The sequence below is a fragment of the Actinomadura sp. 6N118 genome (assembly GCF_044326415.1).
Lineage (GTDB): Bacteria > Actinomycetota > Actinomycetes > Streptosporangiales > Streptosporangiaceae > Spirillospora.
Genome location: NZ_JBIRAZ010000001.1, coordinates 699,890 through 721,122, shown reverse-complemented (window position 1 = coordinate 721,122; position 21,233 = coordinate 699,890). Strand labels below are relative to the sequence as shown.

Sequence of the window (21,233 nt, the reverse complement as noted above, 5' to 3'; positions counted from 1 at the left end):
TTCTTGGTCCGGCCGCATTTCCGCCCCTGGGGAGCCAAAGGAGGCGCCTCGTGCCCCCACTGAGATCCATCGTCCGCCCCGCCGCCGTTCTCGGCCTGACCGGGACCTTGATCGCCGGCTTCGCGCCACCCGTCTTCGCGGCACCACCCGCCCTCGCGTCGCCACCCGTCTTCGCGGCACCACCCGCCCTCGCGGCGCCGCCGCCGGATCCTGCGGCGCCCGGTGTCCGCGACGTCGACCGGTTGCTGCTGCCCACCGCGAACGCGGCTGCCGGGGAGGCGCTGGAGACCGACCGCAGGACGCGGCCGGTGGCCCCGGGCACGTCGTTGACCTCGTTCGACAGGCTTGACGGCAAGGGCTGGCTGCGCGGCGACCTGCTGACGGTCGATCTCGGCGCCAAGGTGCGGGCCGGTTACCTGTCGCCCGGGAAGGTGTCGGCGGTCGAGCCGCTGTCCAAGCAGGCGGGCCGGGCAGGGGCCATCGCGGGGGTCAACGGCGACTTCTTCGACATCAACGGCACCGGAGCCGCCAACGGCGCGGCCGTGGACGGCGGCAAACTGGTGAAGTCCGCCAAGCCGGACTGGCCCACCGACACAGCAGGCGTGGCGGCTGACGGGCTCGGCCAGATCGCCAAGATCCTGCTGGACGGCGAGATCACCCTGCCGGGCGAACGCAAGGTGCCGCTCGACCAGTTCAACGCGCATGTCGTGAAGAAGGACGGCATCGGCGCGTTCACCTCGCTCTGGGGTACGGGGAGCCGCGGCCGGTCCGTCGCGGACGGCGCGCAGCGCGTGGCCGAGGTGCTCGTGACGGACGGCAAGGTCGTCTCGGTCGGGGACACGCCCGGATCCGGTGAGATCGCCGCTGACAGCTTCGTCCTGGTCGGCCGGGAGGCGGGCGGCGACACCCTCCGCACGCTCAAGCCCGGAGACCTGGTCGGGCTGGCCTACCGGCCGCGTTCGTCCGGTAAGGCGGCCGGTTTCGCGGTCGGCGGCAACCAGACGTTGATCAAGGACGGGCAGATCCCGGCGCTCACCGATCCGGCGGCGCATCCGCGCACCGCCGCGGGCTTCACCGCCGACGGCCGGACGATGGTGCTCATGACCGTGGACGGCCGCCAGGTCGACAGCCGCGGGGTGACGCTGGCCGAGATGGCCGCGCTGATGAAGGAGGCCGGCGCCCACAACGCGCTCAACCTCGACGGCGGCGGCTCGTCGACGATGCTGGCGCGCGAGCCGGGGCAGGCGCGCGGGCAGGTCGAGAACCAGCCGTCCGACGGCGCCGAACGGCCGACGCCCAACGGGATCGGGCTGTACGCCGAAGGCAGCGGCAAGCTCACCGGCTTCTGGGTCGAGCCAGTCGCCGACCCCCTGCAGGCTCCAGGCGTCGGGCCAACCCGGGGAGGGCGCCCTGACCGGGTGTTCCCCGGGCTCACGCGCAAGCTCGTCGCGCGCGGCCACGACGAAGCCCAGGGTCCCGTGACGGCCAAGCCGCGCTGGATCGCCAACGGGGTCGAGGGGACGGTCGGCCGCGACGGCACGTTCAAGGCACGGATCGCCGGGGACATCACCGTCTCGGCCGTCCAGGGCAGGGCACGCGGGCAGGTCGGCCTGACCGTCCTCAACCCGCTCACGCGCGTCGGCGCGACCGTCGACCGGGTTACGATCCCCGGCCAGGACGGCGGCGGCGCGTTCGGCGTCGTCGGCTTCGACAAGGAGGGCTTCACCGCTCCGATCGAGCCGTCCGACACCAAGCTCACCTACGACACCTCGCTCCTGGACATCACGCCGGGCGACGGCGGCACGTTCACGGCGACGCCGCGCAAGCCCTCCGGATCGACGCTGGTGACGATCGAGGTCAAGGGCGTGAAGGCCGCACTGCCGATCAGCGTCGGGCTGGAGGAGAAGACGATCGCCGACCTCGACGACGGGGCGAAGTGGAAGTTCGGGTCGGCGCGCGGCACCGGCAAGGTCGAGCCGGTGGCCGAGGGCCACAACGGAGCCGGGCTGAAGCTGTCGTACGACTTCACGCAGTCGACCGCGACCCGCACCGCCTACGCCTACCCGCCGCAGCCCATCGAGGTGCCCGGGCAGCCGCAGGCGCTCGGCGCCTGGGTGTACGGCCACCAGAAGGGCGAGTGGACGGCGTTCACCATCACGGACGCCAACAACCAGACCTTCTCGCTGTACGGGCCGTACATCACCTGGGAGGGATGGCGCTACCTGGAGATGGCGGTGCCGCCCTCCGTCGCGTACCCGATCAAGGTCAACCGCTTCTACACGATCGAGACGAGCGCCAGCCGCGCGTACACGGGCGAGGTGCTGATCGACGACCTCGTGGCCAAGGTGCCGCCGTCCGTCCAGACTCCGCCGGCGAGCCCGGCACCCGCCGATCCTCTGGTGATCCGGGACGGCAGTGCGGCAGACGGCAGCAAGTGGCGATTCGCGGTGGTGTCCGACGCGCAGTTCGTGGCCGCCGATCCTGACAGCGTCTACGCCCAGCGGGCCCGGCGCACGTTGCGGGAGGCCCTCGCCGCCAAGCCCGACTTCCTGGTCATCAACGGCGACTTCGTCGACACCGGTTACGACGCCGACTTCGCATTGGCCAAGAAGATCCTGGACGAGGAACTCGGCGGGAAGCTGCCGTACTACTACGTGCCCGGCAACCACGAGGTCTACGGCTCGGGTGACATCGGGCCCTTCCGCAAGGTGTTCGGGGAGCCGTCACGCACGTTCGACCACAAGGGCACACGCTTCGTCCTGCTCGACTCCTCGACCGGCACCTACCGCACCAGCTCGTTCGAGCAGCTGCGGATGCTGAAGAACGCGCTGGAGGGCGCGCGCCGGGACCCGTCGATCAGCGCCGTCATGGCGTTCGGCCACCATCCGGCGCGCGACCCGCTGCCGGGCAAGAACAGCCAGCTCGCTGACCGCAAGGAGGCCGCGCTGCTCGAACAGTGGCTCGCGGAGTTCCGGCGCTCGACCGGCAAGGGAGCGGCCATGGTCAACGCCCACGTCGGCGTCTTCAACGCCTCACGGGTGGACGGCGTGCACTCGTTCATCAACGGCAACTCGGGCAAGAACCCGGCCGCATCGGTGACGAGCGGCGGGTTCACGGGCTGGACGATGTTCGGCGTCGATCCGCTGACGCGCGGCGAGATCGAGCGCACGCGCCTCGCCCCGTTCCTCCCCGCGCCGCAGTGGCTGCGCGCCGAGGTACGCCCGCACGTGGACGACCTCACACTCAAGGCACCCGCGTCCGTGAAGGCAGGCGAGAGCGCCGAGATCCCGGTCGTCCTGCGGCAGAACGGCCAGGACCTGCCGCTCACCTACCCGATGAGCGCCGACTGGAGCGGCTCGCCGAACCTCCACATCGGCCCGCCGAAGACCGCCCGCCCGTGGCACGTCGCGACCTTCGACCCGGCGACCGGACGGCTGAAGGCACTCCGGACCGGAACGGTGACGATCGCGGTAAAGGTGAACGGCGTCTCCCGGCAAGCCACGATTGCCGCGACAGCCGCCGCCAAGAGCCGCCCCGCCGCCTAATCCTCTAGGAAGTAGGGCCGCCCTCCTCACGAGGGCGGCCCTTTTATTTACTCCGTGGCTCGGGTCTTCCCACGCTGGTGGACAATCGTGACCATGCAATTCGGCATTCTGGGGCCGGTCGAGGTTCGGCGGGACGGGCTTCCCGTGGCGGTCGGCGGGCCGCGGGTGCGGGCTCTGCTGGCGTTGCTGGCACTGGACGCCGGCCGCCTCGTGCCCAGCGAGCGGCTGATCGACGGGCTCTACGGCGAGGAGCCGCCCAGTGGAGCCGCGAACGCACTCCAGTCCCAGGTGTCGCGGTTGCGGAGGGGGTTGGGCGCGGCGGAGCTCGTGGAGGGACAGGCAACGGGATACCGGCTCGTCGTGGATCCCGAGGATGTCGACGTTCACCGGTTCGGGCGCCTGGTGAAGGAGGGGCGGGCCGCGCTCAAGGCTGGGGCTCATGCGGCGGCGGCGGAGCTCTTGTGGGAGGCGCTCGGGTTGTGGCGCGGGCCCGCGCTGGCGGATCTGACGGCTCCGTTCGCGGCGGGGCAGGCGGCGCGGCTGGAGGAGCTTCGGATCACGGCCGCCGAGGATCGGGCCGAGGCCGAGCTGGCTTTGGGCGAGTACACGATCGTGCCCCTGTTGCAGGAGATCGTGGCCGGGCATCCGCTGCGGGAGCGGACGCGGGGGCTGCTCATGCGGGCGCTGTACGGGAGCGGACGGCAGGCCGAGGCGCTCGCGGTATACGAGGACGTACGGGAGCTGCTGGCCGAGGAGCTCGGCGCGGACCCCTCGGCGGAGCTGGCCGAGGTGCATCTGGCGATCTTGCGGGGGGACGTGGCGCAGGCCCCGGCGGTGCGGACGGCACTGCCCGCGCAGCTGACCACGTTCGTCGGGCGCGAGGAGGAGCTCGCGCGCGTCGGGAAGCTGCTCGGTGAAGGGCGTCTGGTCACGCTTCTGGGGCCAGGCGGAACGGGCAAGACGCGGCTGGCGATCGAGGCGGGGGCGCGCGAGCACGGCGAGGTCTGTTTCGTCGATCTCTCGTCTGCGGTGAACGGGGCGGAGCTTCCGCAGGCGCTGCTCGGCGCCCTGGGAGTGCGTGAGCACGGGCTCCAGGCCACCGTCCCGGAGCAGCGGCCGGAGCCGGCGGAACGGCTGGTCGCGGCGGTGAGCGACCGGAGGCTGCTGCTCATCCTGGACAACTGCGAGCAGGTGATCGAGGACGCGGCCAGGTTGACGCATCGGCTGCTCACCGCGGCTCCCGGGTTGCGCGTGCTCGTGACCAGCCGTGAGGTGCTGGGTGTCACCGGCGAGTCGATCCTGCCGCTGCAGCCGCTGGGCCTTCCGGCTGCGGGGGCGGAGCTGGAGGACGCGCTCGGGTCACCGGCACTGCTGCTGTTCGGTGACCGGGCGGCGGCCGTACGGCCCGGCTTCGCGATCACCACGGCGAATCTGGACGCGGTGTTGCGGATCTGCACCGCGCTGGACGGGTTGCCGCTGGCGATCGAGCTCGCGGCGGCGCGGCTCCGGTCGCTGCCGGTCGAGGAGATCGCGGCCCGTCTGGACGACCGGTTCCGGTTGTTGTCGCGGGGCAACCGCACGGCGGCGCCCCGGCACCAGACGCTGCGCGCGGTGGTGGAGTGGAGCTGGGATCTTCTCGAAGAGGACGAACGGGAGCTGGCGCGGCGGCTGACGGTCTTCGCTGGCGGGTTCACGCTGGAGTCTGCCGCTCGTATCTGCGGGCCGTCCCTGTACGAGGTCGACGATCTGCTGGCCGAGCTCACGGACAAATCCCTCGTGCAGAGCGACGGCGGACGTTACCGGATGCTGGAGACCGTGCGGGCGTTCTGCGCCGAACGGCTCGCCGAGGCGGGCGAGGAGGACGACCTCCGGCGCGCGCACGCCGCGTACTTCCTCGACCTGGCGGAGCAGGCCGAACCCGAGCTGCGCGGCGCCGACCAGCTGGACTGGATGGAGCGGCTGGCGGCCGAGGGCGACAACCTGCATGTGGCGCTGCGCTGGGCCGTGCGGGCGGAACCCCCCATCGCCATGCAGTTCATCGGCGCGCTGTCCTGGTACTGGTGGCTGCGCGGCGTGCGCAGCGAGCTCGGGCAGCCCGCCGCCGATTTGCTCAAGCACTACGGCACCGAGCCACCGAAAGGACTCGCCGAGGAGTACGTGCTCTGCGTGGTGCACGCGGGGGCGAGCGGGGCGCTCGGTGACGCCACGGCGGACTACAAGCGCGCCGCGGAGTCGGTGATGGACTACCCCGGCATGATCACTCTGCCCAGGCGGGTGAGCGTGCTGGTCCTGTGGGCGATGTCCAACCCGATCCCCGACCGCGCGGAGATCGAGGAGCGCCGGCAGTACCTGATGATGCGCTCGGACCCCTGGCTGCACGCCCTCGACGGCTTCAGCTCCGGCTATCAGTGGATCTTCAGCGGGGAGTTCGACGTCGCCCGCCCCGCGTTCGAGGAGTCGCTCACGCGGTTCCGGGCACTGGGCGACCGCTGGGGCATCGCGAACACGCTGGACGGCCTCGCCATGATCGCGGAGCTCAGCGGCGATCTGGAGCGCTCCCTGGAGTTGCTGGACGAGGCGTTCTCCCTGGTCGAGCAGCTCGGCGTGCTGGAGGACATGGTCGACCTCCTGCGGCGGCGCGCGGAGGTGTTCATCCGCGGCGGCGACCTGGCGGCCGCGCGTGCCGAGTACGAGCGGGCGGCCGAGTTCGCCGCCCGGTCCGGCTCGCCGCAGAAGGTACGGACAGCGCGGCTGGGCCTCGGCGATATCGCGCGCCTCACCGGCGACCTCGCCACCGCGCGCGAGCTGTATCAGGAGGTGCTGGCGGGCTCGGGCGCCGACTGGGGCTGGACCGCCGAGAACGGGGCGCGCGCCGCACTCGGGCTGGGGTGGCTCGCGGTCGCCGAGGGCGAGCTCGGCGCGGCACGGGCCCACTTCCTGGCCACGATCGACAACAAGTTTGAGAACGTCTACGCCCAGACCCTGGCCGAGGCGGTGGCGGGCATGGCCGCGATCTCCTTCCAGAAGGGCGACGCGGCCCGGGCGGCGACACTCCTCGGCGGAGCCAGGAAGATCCGGGAACTCGCGGAGAGCGCGCACGACATCATCCGCGTCACGGCGAAGGTCCGGGAACGCCTGGGCGGCGACGCGTTCGAAGCCGCCCGGGACCGTGGAGCGGCGATGACGCAGCAGGAGGTCCTCACTCTCGCCCGCGCCTGACGAGTCAGGGGGCGGTGCGCGGACGGTGCGTGGACGGTCAGCGAGATCTCCCAAGCTGCCCGCATGAACCCCTCAACCGCTCGGACGGACACCGTGCCGTTCTCCAACACCCGCAAGTGGGGCACGTTCGGGATCTGTGTCCTGCTCGTCCTCGTTCCCAACATCGACCTGACCGCACTCAACCAGGCCGTCCCGCATCTCACGGCCGACCTGCACCCGTCGGCCACGCAGATCCTCTGGATCGCCGACGCCTACGGCTTCGTACTGGCCGGGCTGCTGATCACGATGGGCGGCGTCGGCGACCGGATCGGGCACAAGAAGCTGCTGCTCACCGGCACCGTGCTGTTCGCGGCGGCCTCCGCGGTCACCGCCTACGCCCCCACCGCCGAGATGCTCATCGCCGCGAGGGCGGCACTCGGGGTGGCCGGCGCCACCCTCATGCCGTCGGCGCTCGCGCTGATTCGCCAGGCGTTCACCGACCCGAAGGAACGCACGACGGTGGTCGGAATCTTCTTCGGGATCGGCGGGCTGGCCGTCGGGCTCGGGCCGGTGATCAGCGGCGCGCTGCTCGCCCACTTCTGGTGGGGCTCGGTCTTCCTGATCAATGTCCCGATCATGGCGCTGGTGCTGGCCGCCGGGCCGTTCGTGCTGCCCGAGTCACGCAATCTCGTCACCGGCCGGCTCGACCTGGTCAGCGTGCTGCTGTCCGTCACCGGGATCCTCGGCCTGGTGTACGCGATCAAGGAGGCCGCGGTGGACGGGTTCGGGCAGACCGAGGTCGGGGCCTCCGCGCTCATCGGCGTCGCCGCGCTGGTGGTGTTCGTCCGCCGGCAGACCCGGCTGGCCGACCCGCTGATCGACGTCCGGCTGTTCCGGCGCGGCGCGTTCACCGGCGCGGTCAGCACCAACATGTTCGCGATGTTCGCCCTCGTCGCGCAGTCGCTGATCTTCTCGCTCTTCTTCCAGCTGGCGCTGGGCTGGTCGCCGTTGAAGGCGGGCCTGGCCGGGCTGCCGGGGGCGGCCGGGGCGATGATCGGCGGCGCCGCGCTCGCCCCGCCGCTGATCGGCGCGCTCGGCCGTGCCCGCGTCGCCGCCTCCGGGTTGCTGGTCTCGGCCGTCAGCTTCGCTGGCTTCGCGCTGGTCGGGCTGGACACGGAGTATCTGATGATGGTGCCGCTGATGGTGGTGGGCGGACTCGGCATGGGCATGGCGATGACCGTCACCGCCGACACCGTGCTGGCCTCGGTGCCCAAGGAGCGGTCCGGCGCCGCGTCGGCGATCTCCGAGACCGCGAACGAGCTGGGCGCGGCCCTGGGCATGGCCGTCCTCGGCAGCGTGCTGAACGCGGTCTACCAGAACACCATCGACCTGCCGGAGGGACTGCCCGCCGGCGCGGAGCACGCCGCCAAGGACTCCCTGGCGGGTGCCGTCGAGACCGCAGCCGCGCTCCCGGCACAGCTCGCCGCCCAGGTCACCGGCGCCGCCAAGGCCGCGTTCGTGGACGGCATGCACGTGTCGATGATGTGCAGCGCGGCGTTCGCCGGCCTGGTGGCGGTGAGCGCGCTGATCACACTGCGGAACGTGCCGAAAGTCATCCCGGAGATCACCGACGAGGAGCCCGTCTCCGCCACGTCTGGAAAAAGTGATATCACTTTGCTAGATTGATGCCATAGCCTAGGAGGAGCGACCATGACCGAACCCACGCTCGAACCCGCACCGGTGGACATGCCGGAACCGCAGATCAGCGAACGTCCCGTCAGCGGGACGAACGGCTGGGCGATGGCCGCGCTCGCCCTGCTCCTGCTCGGTGGCGGCGTGGGGCTCTTCGTCCTCGGCATCATCAGCATCGGAGCCGCCGCCGCCGACGACAGCGCCGGTCTCGCCGCCATCGTGGGCGCGATCATCGCCGTGCTCGCGGGCCTCGCGGTGGCGGCGGGGCTGACGCCGGTCGCGCCGAACGAGGCGCGCGTGCTCCAGCTCGTCGGCGCCGGGTACGTCGGGACGCTCCGCGCCGCCGGGCTGCGCTGGGTCAACCCGATCACGCAGCGGCGCCGGGTCTCGACCAGGATCCGCAACCACGAGACCGGGCTGGCCAAGGTCAACGACCTGGACGGCAACCCCATCGAGATCTCCGCGGTGGTGGTGTGGCAGGTGGAGGACACCGCCCGCGCCATCTTCGAGGTGGACGACTTCGTGGAGTTCGTGGCGTTCCAGACCGAGGCCGCGGTGCGGCACATCGCGGGCAGCTTCCCCTACGACTCCGCCGAGCGCATCTCGCTGCGCGAGAACGCCGACGAGATCACGGGGAAGCTGTCGGAGGAGCTCGCCGACCGGGTCGCCGCCGCCGGGGTGCGGATCATCGAGTCGCGGATCACCAGCCTGGCGTACGCGCCGGAGATCGCCCAGGCCATGCTCCGCCGCCAGCAGGCGGGCGCGGTCGTGGCGGCCCGCAAGCAGATCGTCGACGGCGCCGTCGGCATGGTGCACGCCGCCCTGGAGAAGCTCGCCGAGGAGAACGTGATCGACCTCGACGAGGAGCGCAAGGCCACGATGGTCAGCAACCTGCTCGTGGTGCTGTGCGCCGACCGGGACGCGCAGCCGGTGGTCAACACCGGCTCCCTCTACCACTAGTCCGTGGCCTCCGAACGCAAGAAGATCCTGCTGCGGCTCGACCCCGCCGTCCACGACGCGCTGGCCCGATGGGCGGGGGACGAGCTGCGCAGCACCAACGCGCAAATCGAGTTCCTGCTGCGCCGCGCGCTCGCCGACGCCGGGCGGATGCCCGGAGAGGTGCAGCGGATGCGGCGTCCGGGACGGCCCCCCAAGACAATCGACAATGAGGATGCGGACGAGGAGTAGCTCATGGTCGAGATGCCCGATTCCCTGCCGGCCAGGATGTTCCTGCTGGCGTACGACGTGCAGAAGAAACGCATGACCGCACGTTCACAGCTCGGCTTCGTCCTGCGCGGCGCGGCGCTGACCGAGCTCTACCTCGACGGCCGGCTCGGCGAGAAAGGCAACAAGCCTTGCGTCGAGACGGCCGGCGACGACCCGTACGGGCTGCTGAGCCAGATCTCCGGCTCGCGCCCGCGTTCGTGGCAGCACTGGGTGCGCAAGGACCATAAGGGGATCGTGCGGACCATCCGCACGGAGCTCGCCAAGGAAGGCTGGATCCGCGTGGAGCCGTACCGCCTGCTCGGCCTCTTCCCCGCGACCCGCGTCACGGTCCGGGATCCCCGGGTGGTGAAGGCGCTCTGGGGCGGCGCCTCCTCGGCGCTGCGCGGCAAGCCGGTCGCGCACGTCAACAGCTGGGACGCCGCCGCCGTCGCTCTGGCCGCCGCCGGTGGCCTGAAGACCGTCCTCCCCCGCTCCGACCGGCGCCGCCACAAGCGGCGCATCGAGGAGCTCACCGCCCGCAGCGGCCCGGCCGCCAAGGCCGTGCGCAAGGTGATCGAGGCCCAGCAGGCGGCCGCCGCCGGCTGAGCCCCGGCGCCACCGGCCGCTCGGCCCCGGCACCGCGGAAGGTGGTTGACCCTGGCACGGGGGTGTCGCCGTGCTCACTCTCCATTGACAGCCGCCGCGCTCCCGGGTGACGCTGGCAAGTGATCTAGAACCGAGCTCTAGAACCTATCGAGCCCCGAGGACCTTGAGAACGTCGCGTCGCCGACCCGGGAGAGTGTGCCCGATGTGGAGGACCCTTCACGTCGGCCAGACGGACGCATGGCGCGGGTGAGCACGCCGGCCGAGCCCGCCCTCGGCCGGCCAGAGGGCTCCGGGCCGTGGCGCGTGCTCTCGGTCGTCACGCTCGGTACCTTGCTGCTCGTGGTCAACATGACCACGCTCAACATCGCCCTGCCGGTCGTCGTGGGGCACTTCGAGGCGGGCGCGTTCGCGTCGAGCTGGCTGGTCCTCGGCTTCATGCTCGTCCAGACGTCGCTGCTCATGGTGTGCGGGCGGATGTCCGACGTCTTCGGGCGGCGGCACATGTACCTGTTCGGGCTCGCGGTCTTCACGGCGGCGAACCTGCTGGCCGGGTTCGCGCCCACGATCGAGGTGCTGATCGCCCTGCGTGTGCTGGCGGCGTTCGGCGGGGCGGTGCTGCTGGCCAACGGCACGGCGATCATCGCGCACGCGTTCGGGCCGCAGCGGCTCAGCGAGGGGCTCGGCGTCTACTTCGGCGTCCTCACCGCGGCCCCGCTGATCGGCCCGTCGGCGGGCGGTTTCCTGGCCGAGGCCGCAGGCTGGCAGTGGGTGTTCTGGTTCAACGTGCCGATCGGGCTCGTCGCCCTGGCCTGGGCCGCGCTGTCCCTCCCCCGCGTCCCGCCCAGCACCCGCGAGCCGATCGACATCCTCGGCGCCGTGCTGCTCTTCGGGTGGCTCGGCGGGCTGATCCTCACGCTCTCCGAAGGCGGCTCGCACGGCTGGGCCACCCCGGTGTCGCTGTCGGGCGCCGCCGCGTTCGTGGCCTTGCTGCCTGTGTTCGCCTTACGGCAGCGGCGCGCGCGGCATCCCCTGGTGGACGTGACGTTGTTCGCCGATCGGCACTTCTCGCTCGCCAACCTCGCCGCGTTCTGCAACAACCTCGGGAGGGTCGGCAGCGTCCTGCTCGTCGCGCTCTTCCTGCAGGCCGTGAACGGGATGACTCCGGCGGAGGCGGGAGTGGCCGTGCTGCCCGGCCCGATCGCCGGGATGGTGGCGGCGCCGATCGGGGGCTTCCTCGGCAGGCGTGTCCACTTCCGTACGATCGCGGCCGCGGGTTCGGCGACCGCGACGATCGGGATGCTGGTGGCGCTGCTCGCGTTCGACGAGGACACGCCGTACACGATGATCGCGTTGTCCCTGATCCTGGTCGCCGTCGGCAGCGGCGTGTTCACGACCGGCAACACCTCCGCGGTCCTGGCGGCGGTCCCGTCCGAACGGCTCGGCGTGGTCAACGGGCTGCGGATGACCCTGCTGAACGTGGGGAACGTGATGGGCGCCGCGCTCTGCCTCATGCTCGCCACGTCGGCGCTGGCCGCGGCCGACCGGCGGCTGCTGTACGGGGGCGCCGCCGCGAACCTCTCCCCCGGCGAGCTCGGTGACCTGATCACCGGCTACCACCGCGCGTTCACGCTGCTCTTCATCGCCTCCCTGATCGCCACGTTCGCCTCCCTCACCAACCGGCGCCTCAGCTAGCCGGGCTGCGCGGCGTTCAGGGCCAGGACGGCGTCGATGAGCTGGGGGCCGTCGAGGAGCACCTGATCATTGTGGTCGGCGCCGGGCACCACGACCTCGCGGACGAGGCGCGTGGCCCGCCGCGCGACCTCCCGGCTCTGCCGCGGCGGGATGATCGAGTCGGCGTCCCCGTAGACGACGGCGGCCGGCGCCTCGACCCGGGCGATCTGGTCGGCGACCGGGAACCGGTCCTTGAGCAGCGCCCCGACAGGGAGGAACGGGTAGTGCTCGCGGCCGACCGAGGCCAGGTCGCTGAAGGGCGACCGGAGGAGCAGGCCCGCGGGCGGATGCGTCACCGCGAGGCGGGTGACGACGGCGGCGCCGAGGCTCTCGCCGAAGTAGAGCACGCGGCCGGCTCCGACCTCCTCCGCCAGGTAGCTGCGGGCCGCACGGATGTCACGGGTGAGACCGGTCTCGCTGGGACTGCCCGGATTGCCGCCATAGCCGCGATAGTCCACGAGGAGGACGGACAGGCCGCGCGCCACCAGGGCCGTGGCCAGCGGCAGACGGTAGGAGCGGTTGCCCGCGTTGCCCGGCGCCACCAGCACGACCGGGGCGTCAGGGCGCGACGACGGCACGTACCAGGCCTTGAGCGTCAGGTCGTCCTCGGTCCGGTAGGACACCTCCCGGACGCCGGCGGGCACGGGCGGCGCCGCGCGGTCCGGGAAGTAGATCAGCCTGCGCTGTAGCGCCCAGAGGGACGCGATCACCACGATCACCACCACCAGGCCCGCTATCCACGGCTTCGTCGCCATCCACGGCTTCGTCCGGCCGGGCACACCTTCATTAGAGCACCCCGTCACCGGTTCGTAAGATCCCGCGGGCGTCCCGCTCATTAGCCTTGCCGCATGAGGAAGCTCACCCTGTTGCTCGCCGGCACACTGGCGCTCGCCGCGTGCGGCGGGTCAGACGACGACCCGAAGGACGCCGCGACCGTGCAGCCGACGCCGTCCGCAAGCTCGCCGACCGGCGCGGCCGCGGGCTCCGGCACGCCGTCCGGGCGGCTGCGGTCGATGCCGGCGCAGCTGAAGTTCGAGGGGACGACGCTCGACGGCAAGCCGTTCACCGGGTCGAACCTGGCCGAGCAGCCGGTGGTGTTCTGGTTCTGGGCGCCGTGGTGCCCCAAGTGCCAGTCGGAGGGCCCGGCCGTCGCCAAGGTGGCCGAACGCTACAAGGGCCGCGTCGCGTTCGTCGGCATCGCCGGGCTCGACAAGAGCAAGGACCAGATGCAGAAGTTCGTGTCCCGGACCGGTACCGGAAGCATCACCCAGCTCGACGATCGCGAGGGCGACCTCTACAAGCACTTCAAGGTCACATCGCAGTCGTCGTTCCTGTTCATGAAGCGGGACGGATCGTCGGACCGCGCCTCGGGGCCGCTCGGCGAGGACGATCTCGAAAAGCACGTGAAGGCCCTCGTGGGCGGCTGACGGGACATGGAAACGGTCTCGCTCGCGCTCGCCGCCGGGCTCGTCGCGGCGTTCAACCCCTGCGGCTTCGCGCTGCTCCCGTCGTACCTGGCGTTGCTCGTCGCCGCGCCGGGGGCGGGCGGGGTGTGGCGGGCGCTGCGCCTGTCGGCGGCGATGACGGCCGGGTTCGTCACGGTCTTCGGTGCGTTCGGCCTGGTGATCTCGGTGGCGACGACCTCGATCCAGGAGTACCTGCCCTGGGCCACGATCGTGATCGGGCTTGTCCTGCTCGTGACGGGCGTGTGGTTGCTGACCGGCCGTGAGCTGCTCGTACGGCTGCCCCGGCTGAACGTGGGCGGCGGCCCGTCGGGGTCCCTGCTCGCGCTGTACGGGTACGGGGCGTCGTACGCGGTGGCCTCGCTGTCGTGCACCGTCGCGCCGTTCCTCGCCGTGACCGGGCTCGTCTCGGGCAGCGGCGGCATCGTGGAAGGACTCGCCGCCTTCGTCGCGTACGGCGTCGGCATGGGCCTGGTCGTCGGGCTGCTGGCGATGATGGTGGCGCTCACCCGCGAGGCGGCGGTGACGCGGCTCCGCCGTCTGCTGCCGTACGTGTCGCGGGTGAGCGGCGGCCTCCTGCTGCCCGCCGGGGTCTACATCGTCTACTACGGCTGGTACGAGCTGCGCGTGAACGCGGGCGGCGCCGCCGACGACCCGGTCGTCGGAGCCGCCACCGAGATCCAGGGGGCGCTGTCGGACCGGCTCGACATGATCGGCATCGGCTGGGTGGCCGCCGCCTTCGCCGTCCTGCTGGTCGCGGCGGTGGCGGGGACGCGCCTGCTCAAGGGGCGATCCGCGAAAAAGACGATGCTCTGACCAGGTTGATCACCCTAGAGTGTTCCGAATGTTCCGCAGGCGGCGGCAGGCGAGCCCCACATCGATTTTCGAACACATCAGCACGCACGTTCCGGCGGAAGGGCCGGGGCTGCGGGAGGGCGGCGATTCCCTCCCCGATGAAGGCCCCGGCACCATGTGGGCGCCGGGCGCGCAGGACGGCGTGCTGCTCTACCACTGGGGCGGCTCCGCTGAGCCACACGAGGTGGAACGGGTGCGGGAGGCCCTGGCGGCGGCCGTGCGCGGCAGGTCGGCGTACGACGCGCTGATCGAGACCGTTCGCGAGGCGCGCGTGATCTCGCTCGTCGACGACCTGCTCGGCTGGGTACGCGAGTCGGGCCTCGACCCGGAGGCGACCTACCAGCTGGCTTACCGCCTGGCCACGCGGGCACACGACCGTGAGGCGGTGAAGCTGGGCATCGCGCTGCTCGGCCTCTACTCCGCCGATCATCATCGCGACGAGCTCATGACGCTGGGCCGCCACGACGAGTTCACGATCTTCGCGCTGGTGGCCCTGGCCAACCGCGAGGGCGACGTCGAGGCCGACCTGTGGGAGCTGGCGCGCAACGTCACCGGCTGGGGCCGCATCCATCTGGTGGAACGGCTGGCCGACACGGGCGACCCCCTGATCCGCGACTGGATCCTGCGTGAGGGTTTCCGCAACGACGTGATGGACCAGTATCTGGCCGGGGTCGCGGCGGCGGTCGGCGACCTGGCGGGACGGCTCGCCGACGCGCCCGACGACGACCTGCTGATCGCCGCGAGCGATCTCTTCGACGTGCTGTGCGACGAGGGCGGGCCGGTCGAGGGCATCTCCGGCTACGACGAGGGCGAGCGGGCCGCCGGGCTCTTCCTCGGGCACATGGCGACACGGGCCGACGACCTGCGGCACTACTTCGCGGTCCGGTCCCTGCAGACGTACGCGACGGAGCACTGGCCGCATCTCGCCGACCGGTGCGCCGCGATCCTCCAGCGCCCGCTCTGGGCCGACCTCGCCCGGCTCGGGCTCGGCTCGACCGACGAGGCCGAGTTCTACCGGGCGTCCCGCGCGTGCCGGATGCTGGGCGTCCCGACGCTGGAGGCTCACCTCAGCCGCGTCCGTGACAAGCCGTACGACCTACGGCACTGGCACCTGTGCATGAAGGAGGCCGACTCGGGCACGCTCGGCCAGGTGCTCGACTTGGCGACGGACCTGCTCCCGCTCAGCCGGATCGCGACCGGCCCCGCCGAGGAGGACGGCCTCGGCCCGGGTTTCGCGCCGCATCGTTGCCTCGACGCGTTCTTGCCCAAGCTCGGCGAGTGGCCGGGGCAGGGCTGGCCGATCGTCGCCGCCGGCCTGGCCAGCCCGGTCGTCCGCAACCGCAACATGGCCATCCGCACCCTCGCCGCCTGGGACGAGACGGCGTGGCCGGCTCAGGCGCGGGACGCGGTGACCGCCGCCCTCGCCCGCGAGCCGGACGCCGACGTGCGGGAACGCCTCGGGCTGCTCCTGGACGGGCACCCCATCGAGTAACGGTCAGACCATGTACTGGTCGTGCCGCAGATAGATGTCGGCCCACTCCTCGTCACTGAGCTTGCGGCCGCTCGCCGCGACCTCCGCCAGCTCCTCGAAATAGCCCTCTCTCGGCGCGCCCGGCGCGAACAGCAACAACATCGAGGCGGGCCCCTCCGGGTTGCGGAACGCGTGGATCCCGCCCGGAGGGACGAAGAGGAAGTCGCCGGGCTCTGCGTTCACCCAGCGGTCGCCGTCGTACAGGCCGACGACCCCGGACAGCACGAAGAACGACTCGGACATCGTCTTGTGGAAGTGCGGTCCGGGCCCGCCGGGCTGCTCACCCATGTCCCACCGGTAGAGGCCGTACTGCCCGCCCGTGGACTCGCCGGTCGCCAGGTAGTGCACGTTCGTGCGGCCGCCGATCACCAGGTCGGGTGCGGAGTCGCCCTTCCAGAGCGTGCCGCTGACCTCTCCCTGGTCGCCGTGGTAGAGCTCCGCCGGGTACGACATCAGGTCCTCCTCGTGTCCGCCTCTATTCGATCACGAGCTCGACGGGGATGTTGCCGCGAGTGGCGTTGGAGTAGGGGCAGACCTTGTGCGCCTTCTCGACCAGGTCACGGCCGCCCTCCAGGTCCTCGGGCAGCTCGACGCGCAGCACCACGCTGAGCCCGAAGCCCTCCTCGACGCTGCCGCTGATGCCGACCTCCGCGGTGACCGACACGTCCCTGACGTCCTTGCGCTCGGCACGCGCGACCGCGCCCATCGCGCTGGCGAAGCAGGCCGCGTAACCGGCGGCGAAGAGCTGCTCGGGGTTGGTGCCGTCGCCGCTGCCGCCCATCTCGCGCGGCGGGGCTAGGCGCAGGTCCAGCTTCGCGTCGGAGCTGACGGCCCGGCCGTCCCGGCCGTTGGCGGTGGCGACGGCGGTGTAGTGCACGCTCATGATCTCTCCTCATGTCCGGTGGGAACGAGATTTAACATAGCACAACTTAATTGTGCACAACAGAGTTGTATGATGGAGAACATGACCACGGCATCCGAGGAGCTGCTCCGCCTCGACAACCAGGTGTGCTTCGCCCTGCATGCGACCTCGCGCGCCTTCGACGCGACCTACCGCCCGCTCCTCCGCGAGCTGGGCCTCACCTATCCGCAATACCTGGCGATGATCGCGCTGTGGGAGCACGGCACGCTGACCGTGAAGGAACTCGGCCTCGCCCTCCGGCTCGACTCGGGCACGCTCTCCCCGCTCCTCAAGCGGCTGGAGGCCGCCGGGCTCGTCCGCCGCGAGCGCAGCCCGCAGGACGAACGGTCGGTCGTCGTCACCCTGACCGCCCAGGGCGAGGCGCTCCGCGAGAAGGCCGTGAACGTGCCACGCCGCATCCTCGCCTCCACCGGCCTGAGCGAGCGGGAGCTGATCGAGCTGCGCCGCTCCCTCGAACGCGTCACCGCCGCCCTGGACGCCGCGACCACCGAAGCGCCCCCTGAGCCGTAGCCGACGTGGTTAAGGGGGGCTCGCCGGTGGGCATGGTCGCCATGTAGTCGGCCAACGGAGTCGGTGTTGCTGTTCAGTCTCGAGCTGCAGCTCCCGCGCGACGCGGCGAGTGTGCCGGTGGCACGGGGACTGCTGGCCTCTTCGCTGGAGGCACTCGGGACCGACGACACCGTCCAGATCGACATCGAGCTCATGCTCACCGAGGCCTGCACCAACGTGATCCGGCACGCCACGGCGGGCGACGCCTACGCGGTGCAGGTGATGATCACCAGCACGCACTGCGTCATCAGGGTGCTCGACGCCGGGCAGGGATTCGACGCCGAGGCGGCCGAGCAGCAGGGCACCGGACCCGCCCGCGAGCACGGACGGGGTTTGATGATCATGAAGTCGCTGGCGGACGACATCCGGTTCGGGGTCCACCCCCGGGAGGGCGCGCTGGTGTCCATGGAGAAGGAGCTGCTGTTCAAGGCGGACGCCCTCGGGCCCAAGCTCGCCGAGATGGACTCCGCGCTCGCGAGCGAACCGGATCCGGGCGACACGCCTTAGGACCGCGGCAGCGCCAGGACCGCCAGGAGGGCCGCCGCGGCGAAGACCGCGGCACCGGCGAACGCCGCCCCGAGGCCTTCGGCGCTGGAGACGGTCAGCAGGACCGCCGATCCCAGCGAGCCACCCGACCACACCATCGTCTGGGCGACGCCGGACGCGGCGCCCGAGTCCTCAGCGGGCACGCTGGCAAGGATCGTCGCGTTCAGCGGCATGATCGAGAGCCCGCCGCCCATGCCCATCAGGAGGAACGGGCCCAGGACCGATGTGGTGTAGCCGCTGTCGGGAGTCACCTGCGTGAGCCACAGAAGCCCCAGCGCGACGAGTGACGTGCCCACGGTCACGATGGGCCGCGCTCCGAACCGGGGCAGGAACTTCGGCACGGCGCGTACGAACACGAACTGCATCCCGACCATCGGGACGAACGCGGCGCCTGCCCGGAGCGGCCCGTACCCCAGGATTTCCTGCAGATATTGCGTGAGGAAGAAGAAGGCTCCGAACACGGCCGCGACCAAGAGGAACTGGGCGGTGTAGGCGGCGGCGCGGGCTCGGTCGGCGAGCAGGCGGAGCGGCATGATCGGCTGCTCCACCCGCGACTCGACGAGCAGGAAGAGTCCGAGCAACCCGGCCGCGGCGGCGAACGCGCCGAGCGCCGCCCCGTCCCCCCAGCCGTCTGAGCCCACCCGGATGAACCCGCCCACCAGGGCGGTCATGCCGAGCGTGGAGGTGACCGTACCGGCCAGGTCGAACCGGCCGGGCCTGGTCGGCGTCTCGGTGATGAAGCGCGGCGCGAGCAGGGCGAGGACCACGCCGACCGGCAGGTTGACGAAGAACACCCAGCGCCAGCTCGCCCACTCGGTGAGCACGCCGCCGAGGATCATGCCGATGGCCGCGCCGGCCCCGGTCACGGCGGAGAAGATGCTCAGCGCGCGGACGCAGGCGGCCCCCGCGAAGGTCGCGGCGATCAGCGCCATCGCGCTCGGCGCTGCGACCGCCGCCGCGACCCCCTGGAGGGTGCGGGCCGCGATCAGCAAGCCGCCGTTACCCGCGATGCCGCCCAGCAGCGAGGCGACGGTGAAGGTCACCACCCCGGCCATGAAGACGCGGCGGCGGCCGAAGATGTCGCCCGCGCGCCCGCCGAGCAGCAGCAGGCCGCCGAGTGCGAGCATGTAGGAGTTCTGGATCCAGGAGAGCCCGCCGGTGGACAGGCCGAGGGCGGTGCGGATGTCGGGAAGGGCGATGGTGACGACGGACGTGTCGACACCGATCATGAGCTGGCAGCCGACGATCACCGCGAGGGCGATGCCGGGATGCGGGACGCGCGGCGGGACGGACGCCGGGATCGCGCCCGTACGCTGCGACGAGGAATGCGACGAGGAAATGGACAAAACAACCTCCGAAGGCGGAGACTTAAGGAACGGAAGCGTTCACTGCAGTGGGAATGTATCGCGCATGGGATCAAAAGGGAACGGTAACGTTCACTATTTCGCGGAGCAGCCGGTGAGCCCGGAGACGCGGCGCCGCGGCAGCGCCCTTGAAGCGGCCATCTACGAGGCGGTCCTCGAACAGCTCGAAGCGGTCGGCTACCGCAAGCTCACGATGGAGGGCGTCGCCGCCGCCGCCCAGACCGGCAAGGCCGCGCTCTACCGGCGCTGGAACGGCAAGGACGAACTCGTCCGAGACGCGCTCCTGCACGTCCTGCCCTCGCCCGAAGAGATCGCGGAGCAGGACGACATCCGGGCCGACCTCATGGAGCTCCTCGGCCACTACCGCGACATGATCAACTCCACCAGCGGCGCGGTCTTCCAGGTGCTCAAGGAGGAAGGCCAGGACAGCAGAGGCCTGCTGCACAGCGCGGTCCGCGAGCAGGTCTCCGGGCCGCTCAAGGCCATGCTCCACCAGGCGCTCCAGCGCGGCGTCGAACGCGGTGACGTACGCCCCGAGGCGGCCACCCGCGAGGTCGCGCTCGTCGGCCCCTCCATGTTCATGTACCAGTGCGTCGTCGAGACCCCCGAGATCTCCGCGGAGTTCCTGCGCACGGTGGTGGACGACATCATGCTGCCGATCGTCCGGCCCATCCCCGACGAAGGTCAGGGGTGAGGGGTGCCGTTCGACCATGATCACGGCTCGCCGGCGGCGGCCAGGCTGGGGCCATGCGATCGAGAACCACCGCGCTCACCGCGCTCATGCTTGCGTTCCCCCTGGTCACCGCCTGCGGAGCCGGCGCCGACGCGACGCGTACGGCGAACGGCACCACGCGCACCCAGCCGGTGTCCTTCGAACTCCCCGCCCCCACCGGAAAGCAGGCCATCGGCACCACCGAGCTCCACCTCGTCGACAAGGCCCGCCGCGACCCGTGGGTGAAGGACAAGACCCGCGAGCTCATGATCAGCTTCTGGTATCCGGCGCGGGCGAACACGCTGCCGCGCGCCCCCTACCTGCGGCCCACCGTGGCCAAGCTCGCCAGTCAGGCCGAGGCGTTCGGCATCTTCAAGCCGGGCCAGGTCGACTGGGCGGGCGCCCGGACCCACGCGGCCGAGGCCGCCCCCGCCGACCTGCGGCGCGGCCCGCGGCCCGTCGTGCTCTACTCACCGGGCTTCGGCGTTCCGCGCGCGGCCGGCACCACGGCCGTCGAGGAACTGGTCAGCCGTGGCTACGTCGTGGTGACCATGGACCACACGTACGAGACGTCCCTCGTGGAGTTCCCGGGCGGCCGGGTGGAGCAGCAGACGCTCCCGCCGCAAAGCCCCGCGCGGACGCGGACCGCCCTCGGCACCCGCGTCGCCGACACCCGCTTCGTCCTGGACCGGCTCGCCGCGCTGCGCGCCGGGCACAACCCCGACGCGGAACGGCGGCGGCTCCCCCGCGGCCTCGGCGCGGCGCTCGACCTGTCCCGGGTCGGCGCCTTCGGTCATTCGGCGGGCGGAATCCAGGCGGCCGAGACCATGCGCGTGGACCGCCGGCTCGACGCCGGGATCGACCTGGACGGGACCATGCAGTACGCCCCCGGCGACCTCGTCCAGGTGGCGAGGACGGGCCTCGACCGGCCGTTCATGCTGATGGGCGCCGCCACGGGCGGAGAGCTCCAGACCCACCTGACCAACCCGTCCTGGGGGTCGTTCTGGAACAACTCCCGCGGCTGGAAACGCGACCTCAACGTGCCGCAGGGAAGCCACTACAGCTTCACCGACCTCCAGTCGATCCTGCCCGCCGTCGGACGGCAGACCGAGCTCCCCGCCGACAAGGTCAAGGACTTCGTCGGCACCGTGGACGCGGACCGGATGGTCGCCTCGCAACGCACGTACGTGACGGCGTTCTTCGACCGCCACCTGCGCCGTCTGGCGCGCCCCGTACTGGACGGCCCGTCGCCGCAGCACCCCGACTTCCGGTTCATCCGCTGACGATCCGGCCGAGGGCACGCAGCCGGGCCC

Annotated in this window: 18 protein-coding genes; 14 read left to right on the top strand and 4 right to left on the bottom strand. The window is 71.5% G+C overall.

Features of this window, described 5'->3' with window-relative positions; translation table 11 throughout:
• Positions 1-50 precede the first annotated feature (50 nt).
• From ACH34W_RS03095 to ACH34W_RS03065, 7 genes are all read left to right on the top strand, one after another.
• Positions 51-3,545: a phosphodiester glycosidase family protein gene (locus ACH34W_RS03095; protein WP_395959119.1), complete on the top strand. Its 3,495-nt coding sequence runs from the start codon at positions 51-53 to the stop codon at positions 3,543-3,545.
• A gap of 93 nt (positions 3,546-3,638) precedes the next feature.
• Entirely contained in the window at positions 3,639-6,764 is a 3,126-nt protein-coding gene (locus ACH34W_RS03090; protein ID WP_395959118.1) for a BTAD domain-containing putative transcriptional regulator, read from the top strand.
• Between the two features lie 63 nt (positions 6,765-6,827).
• Positions 6,828-8,429, top strand: a complete 1,602-nt coding sequence (locus tag ACH34W_RS03085; protein ID WP_395959117.1) for an MFS transporter — start codon at positions 6,828-6,830, stop codon at positions 8,427-8,429.
• A gap of 24 nt (positions 8,430-8,453) precedes the next feature.
• Positions 8,454-9,395 carry an SPFH domain-containing protein gene (locus ACH34W_RS03080; RefSeq protein WP_395959116.1) on the top strand — a complete coding sequence of 314 codons (942 nt, stop codon included), beginning with the start codon at positions 8,454-8,456 and terminating at the stop codon, positions 9,393-9,395.
• Between the two features lie 3 nt (positions 9,396-9,398).
• Positions 9,399-9,623 carry a hypothetical protein gene (locus ACH34W_RS03075; protein ID WP_395959115.1) on the top strand — a complete coding sequence of 75 codons (225 nt, stop codon included), beginning with the start codon at positions 9,399-9,401 and terminating at the stop codon, positions 9,621-9,623.
• A 3-nt stretch (positions 9,624-9,626) separates the two neighbouring features.
• Positions 9,627-10,247 carry a GPP34 family phosphoprotein gene (locus tag ACH34W_RS03070; protein WP_395959114.1) on the top strand — a complete coding sequence of 207 codons (621 nt, stop codon included), beginning with the start codon at positions 9,627-9,629 and terminating at the stop codon, positions 10,245-10,247.
• 246 nt (positions 10,248-10,493) lie between these two features.
• The gene (locus tag ACH34W_RS03065; RefSeq protein WP_395959113.1) at positions 10,494-11,939 is read left to right on the top strand and encodes a DHA2 family efflux MFS transporter permease subunit; all 1,446 of its coding nucleotides are present in this window, start codon (positions 10,494-10,496) and stop codon (positions 11,937-11,939) included.
• Here ACH34W_RS03065 and ACH34W_RS03060 read toward each other — a convergent pair.
• Positions 11,936-12,733, bottom strand: coding sequence for an alpha/beta hydrolase (locus tag ACH34W_RS03060; protein WP_395959112.1), 798 nt, complete (start codon positions 12,731-12,733; stop codon positions 11,936-11,938). The genes ACH34W_RS03065 and ACH34W_RS03060 overlap by 4 nt on opposite strands.
• Positions 12,734-12,826: 93 nt before the next feature.
• Here ACH34W_RS03060 and ACH34W_RS03055 point away from each other — a divergent pair, with 93 nt between their 5' ends.
• From ACH34W_RS03055 to ACH34W_RS03045, 3 genes are read left to right on the top strand one after another with little or no spacing between them, the layout of a single operon-like run.
• Positions 12,827-13,405, top strand: coding sequence for a TlpA family protein disulfide reductase (locus ACH34W_RS03055; protein WP_395959111.1), 579 nt, complete (start codon positions 12,827-12,829; stop codon positions 13,403-13,405).
• 6 nt (positions 13,406-13,411) lie between these two features.
• Positions 13,412-14,257, top strand: a complete 846-nt coding sequence (locus tag ACH34W_RS03050) for a cytochrome c biogenesis CcdA family protein (protein ID WP_395959110.1) — start codon at positions 13,412-13,414, stop codon at positions 14,255-14,257.
• Positions 14,258-14,285: 28 nt separating this feature from the next.
• Complete coding sequence (locus ACH34W_RS03045) at positions 14,286-15,788, top strand: hypothetical protein (protein WP_395959109.1); 1,503 nt, start codon at positions 14,286-14,288, stop codon at positions 15,786-15,788.
• 3 nt (positions 15,789-15,791) lie between these two features.
• On the opposite strand, the gene ACH34W_RS03040 is transcribed toward ACH34W_RS03045, so the two are convergent.
• Positions 15,792-16,280, bottom strand: coding sequence for a cupin domain-containing protein (locus ACH34W_RS03040; protein WP_395959108.1), 489 nt, complete (start codon positions 16,278-16,280; stop codon positions 15,792-15,794).
• Positions 16,281-16,302: 22 nt separating this feature from the next.
• On the bottom strand, positions 16,303-16,710 hold the full coding sequence (locus tag ACH34W_RS03035) for an organic hydroperoxide resistance protein (protein WP_395959107.1): 408 nt from the start codon (positions 16,708-16,710) through the stop codon (positions 16,303-16,305).
• 81 nt (positions 16,711-16,791) lie between these two features.
• On the opposite strand from ACH34W_RS03035, the gene ACH34W_RS03030 reads away from it, so the two are divergent.
• Together ACH34W_RS03030 and ACH34W_RS03025 are read left to right on the top strand one after the other, a co-directional pair.
• Complete coding sequence (locus ACH34W_RS03030) at positions 16,792-17,259, top strand: MarR family winged helix-turn-helix transcriptional regulator (RefSeq protein ID WP_395959106.1); 468 nt, start codon at positions 16,792-16,794, stop codon at positions 17,257-17,259.
• Between the two features lie 66 nt (positions 17,260-17,325).
• Positions 17,326-17,805, top strand: a complete 480-nt coding sequence (locus ACH34W_RS03025; RefSeq protein WP_395959105.1) for an ATP-binding protein — start codon at positions 17,326-17,328, stop codon at positions 17,803-17,805.
• On the opposite strand, the gene ACH34W_RS03020 is transcribed toward ACH34W_RS03025, so the two are convergent.
• Complete coding sequence (locus ACH34W_RS03020) at positions 17,802-19,190, bottom strand: MFS transporter (protein ID WP_395959104.1); 1,389 nt, start codon at positions 19,188-19,190, stop codon at positions 17,802-17,804. The genes ACH34W_RS03025 and ACH34W_RS03020 overlap by 4 nt on opposite strands.
• Positions 19,191-19,302: 112 nt before the next feature.
• On the opposite strand from ACH34W_RS03020, the gene ACH34W_RS03015 reads away from it, so the two are divergent.
• Together ACH34W_RS03015 and ACH34W_RS03010 are read left to right on the top strand one after the other, a co-directional pair.
• A complete protein-coding gene (locus ACH34W_RS03015; protein ID WP_395959103.1) occupies positions 19,303-19,902 on the top strand; it encodes a TetR-like C-terminal domain-containing protein in 600 nt (199 codons plus the stop codon).
• 53 nt (positions 19,903-19,955) lie between these two features.
• Positions 19,956-21,203: an alpha/beta hydrolase family protein gene (locus ACH34W_RS03010; RefSeq protein WP_395959102.1), complete on the top strand. Its 1,248-nt coding sequence runs from the start codon at positions 19,956-19,958 to the stop codon at positions 21,201-21,203.
• The last annotated feature ends 30 nt before the right edge of the window (positions 21,204-21,233 follow it).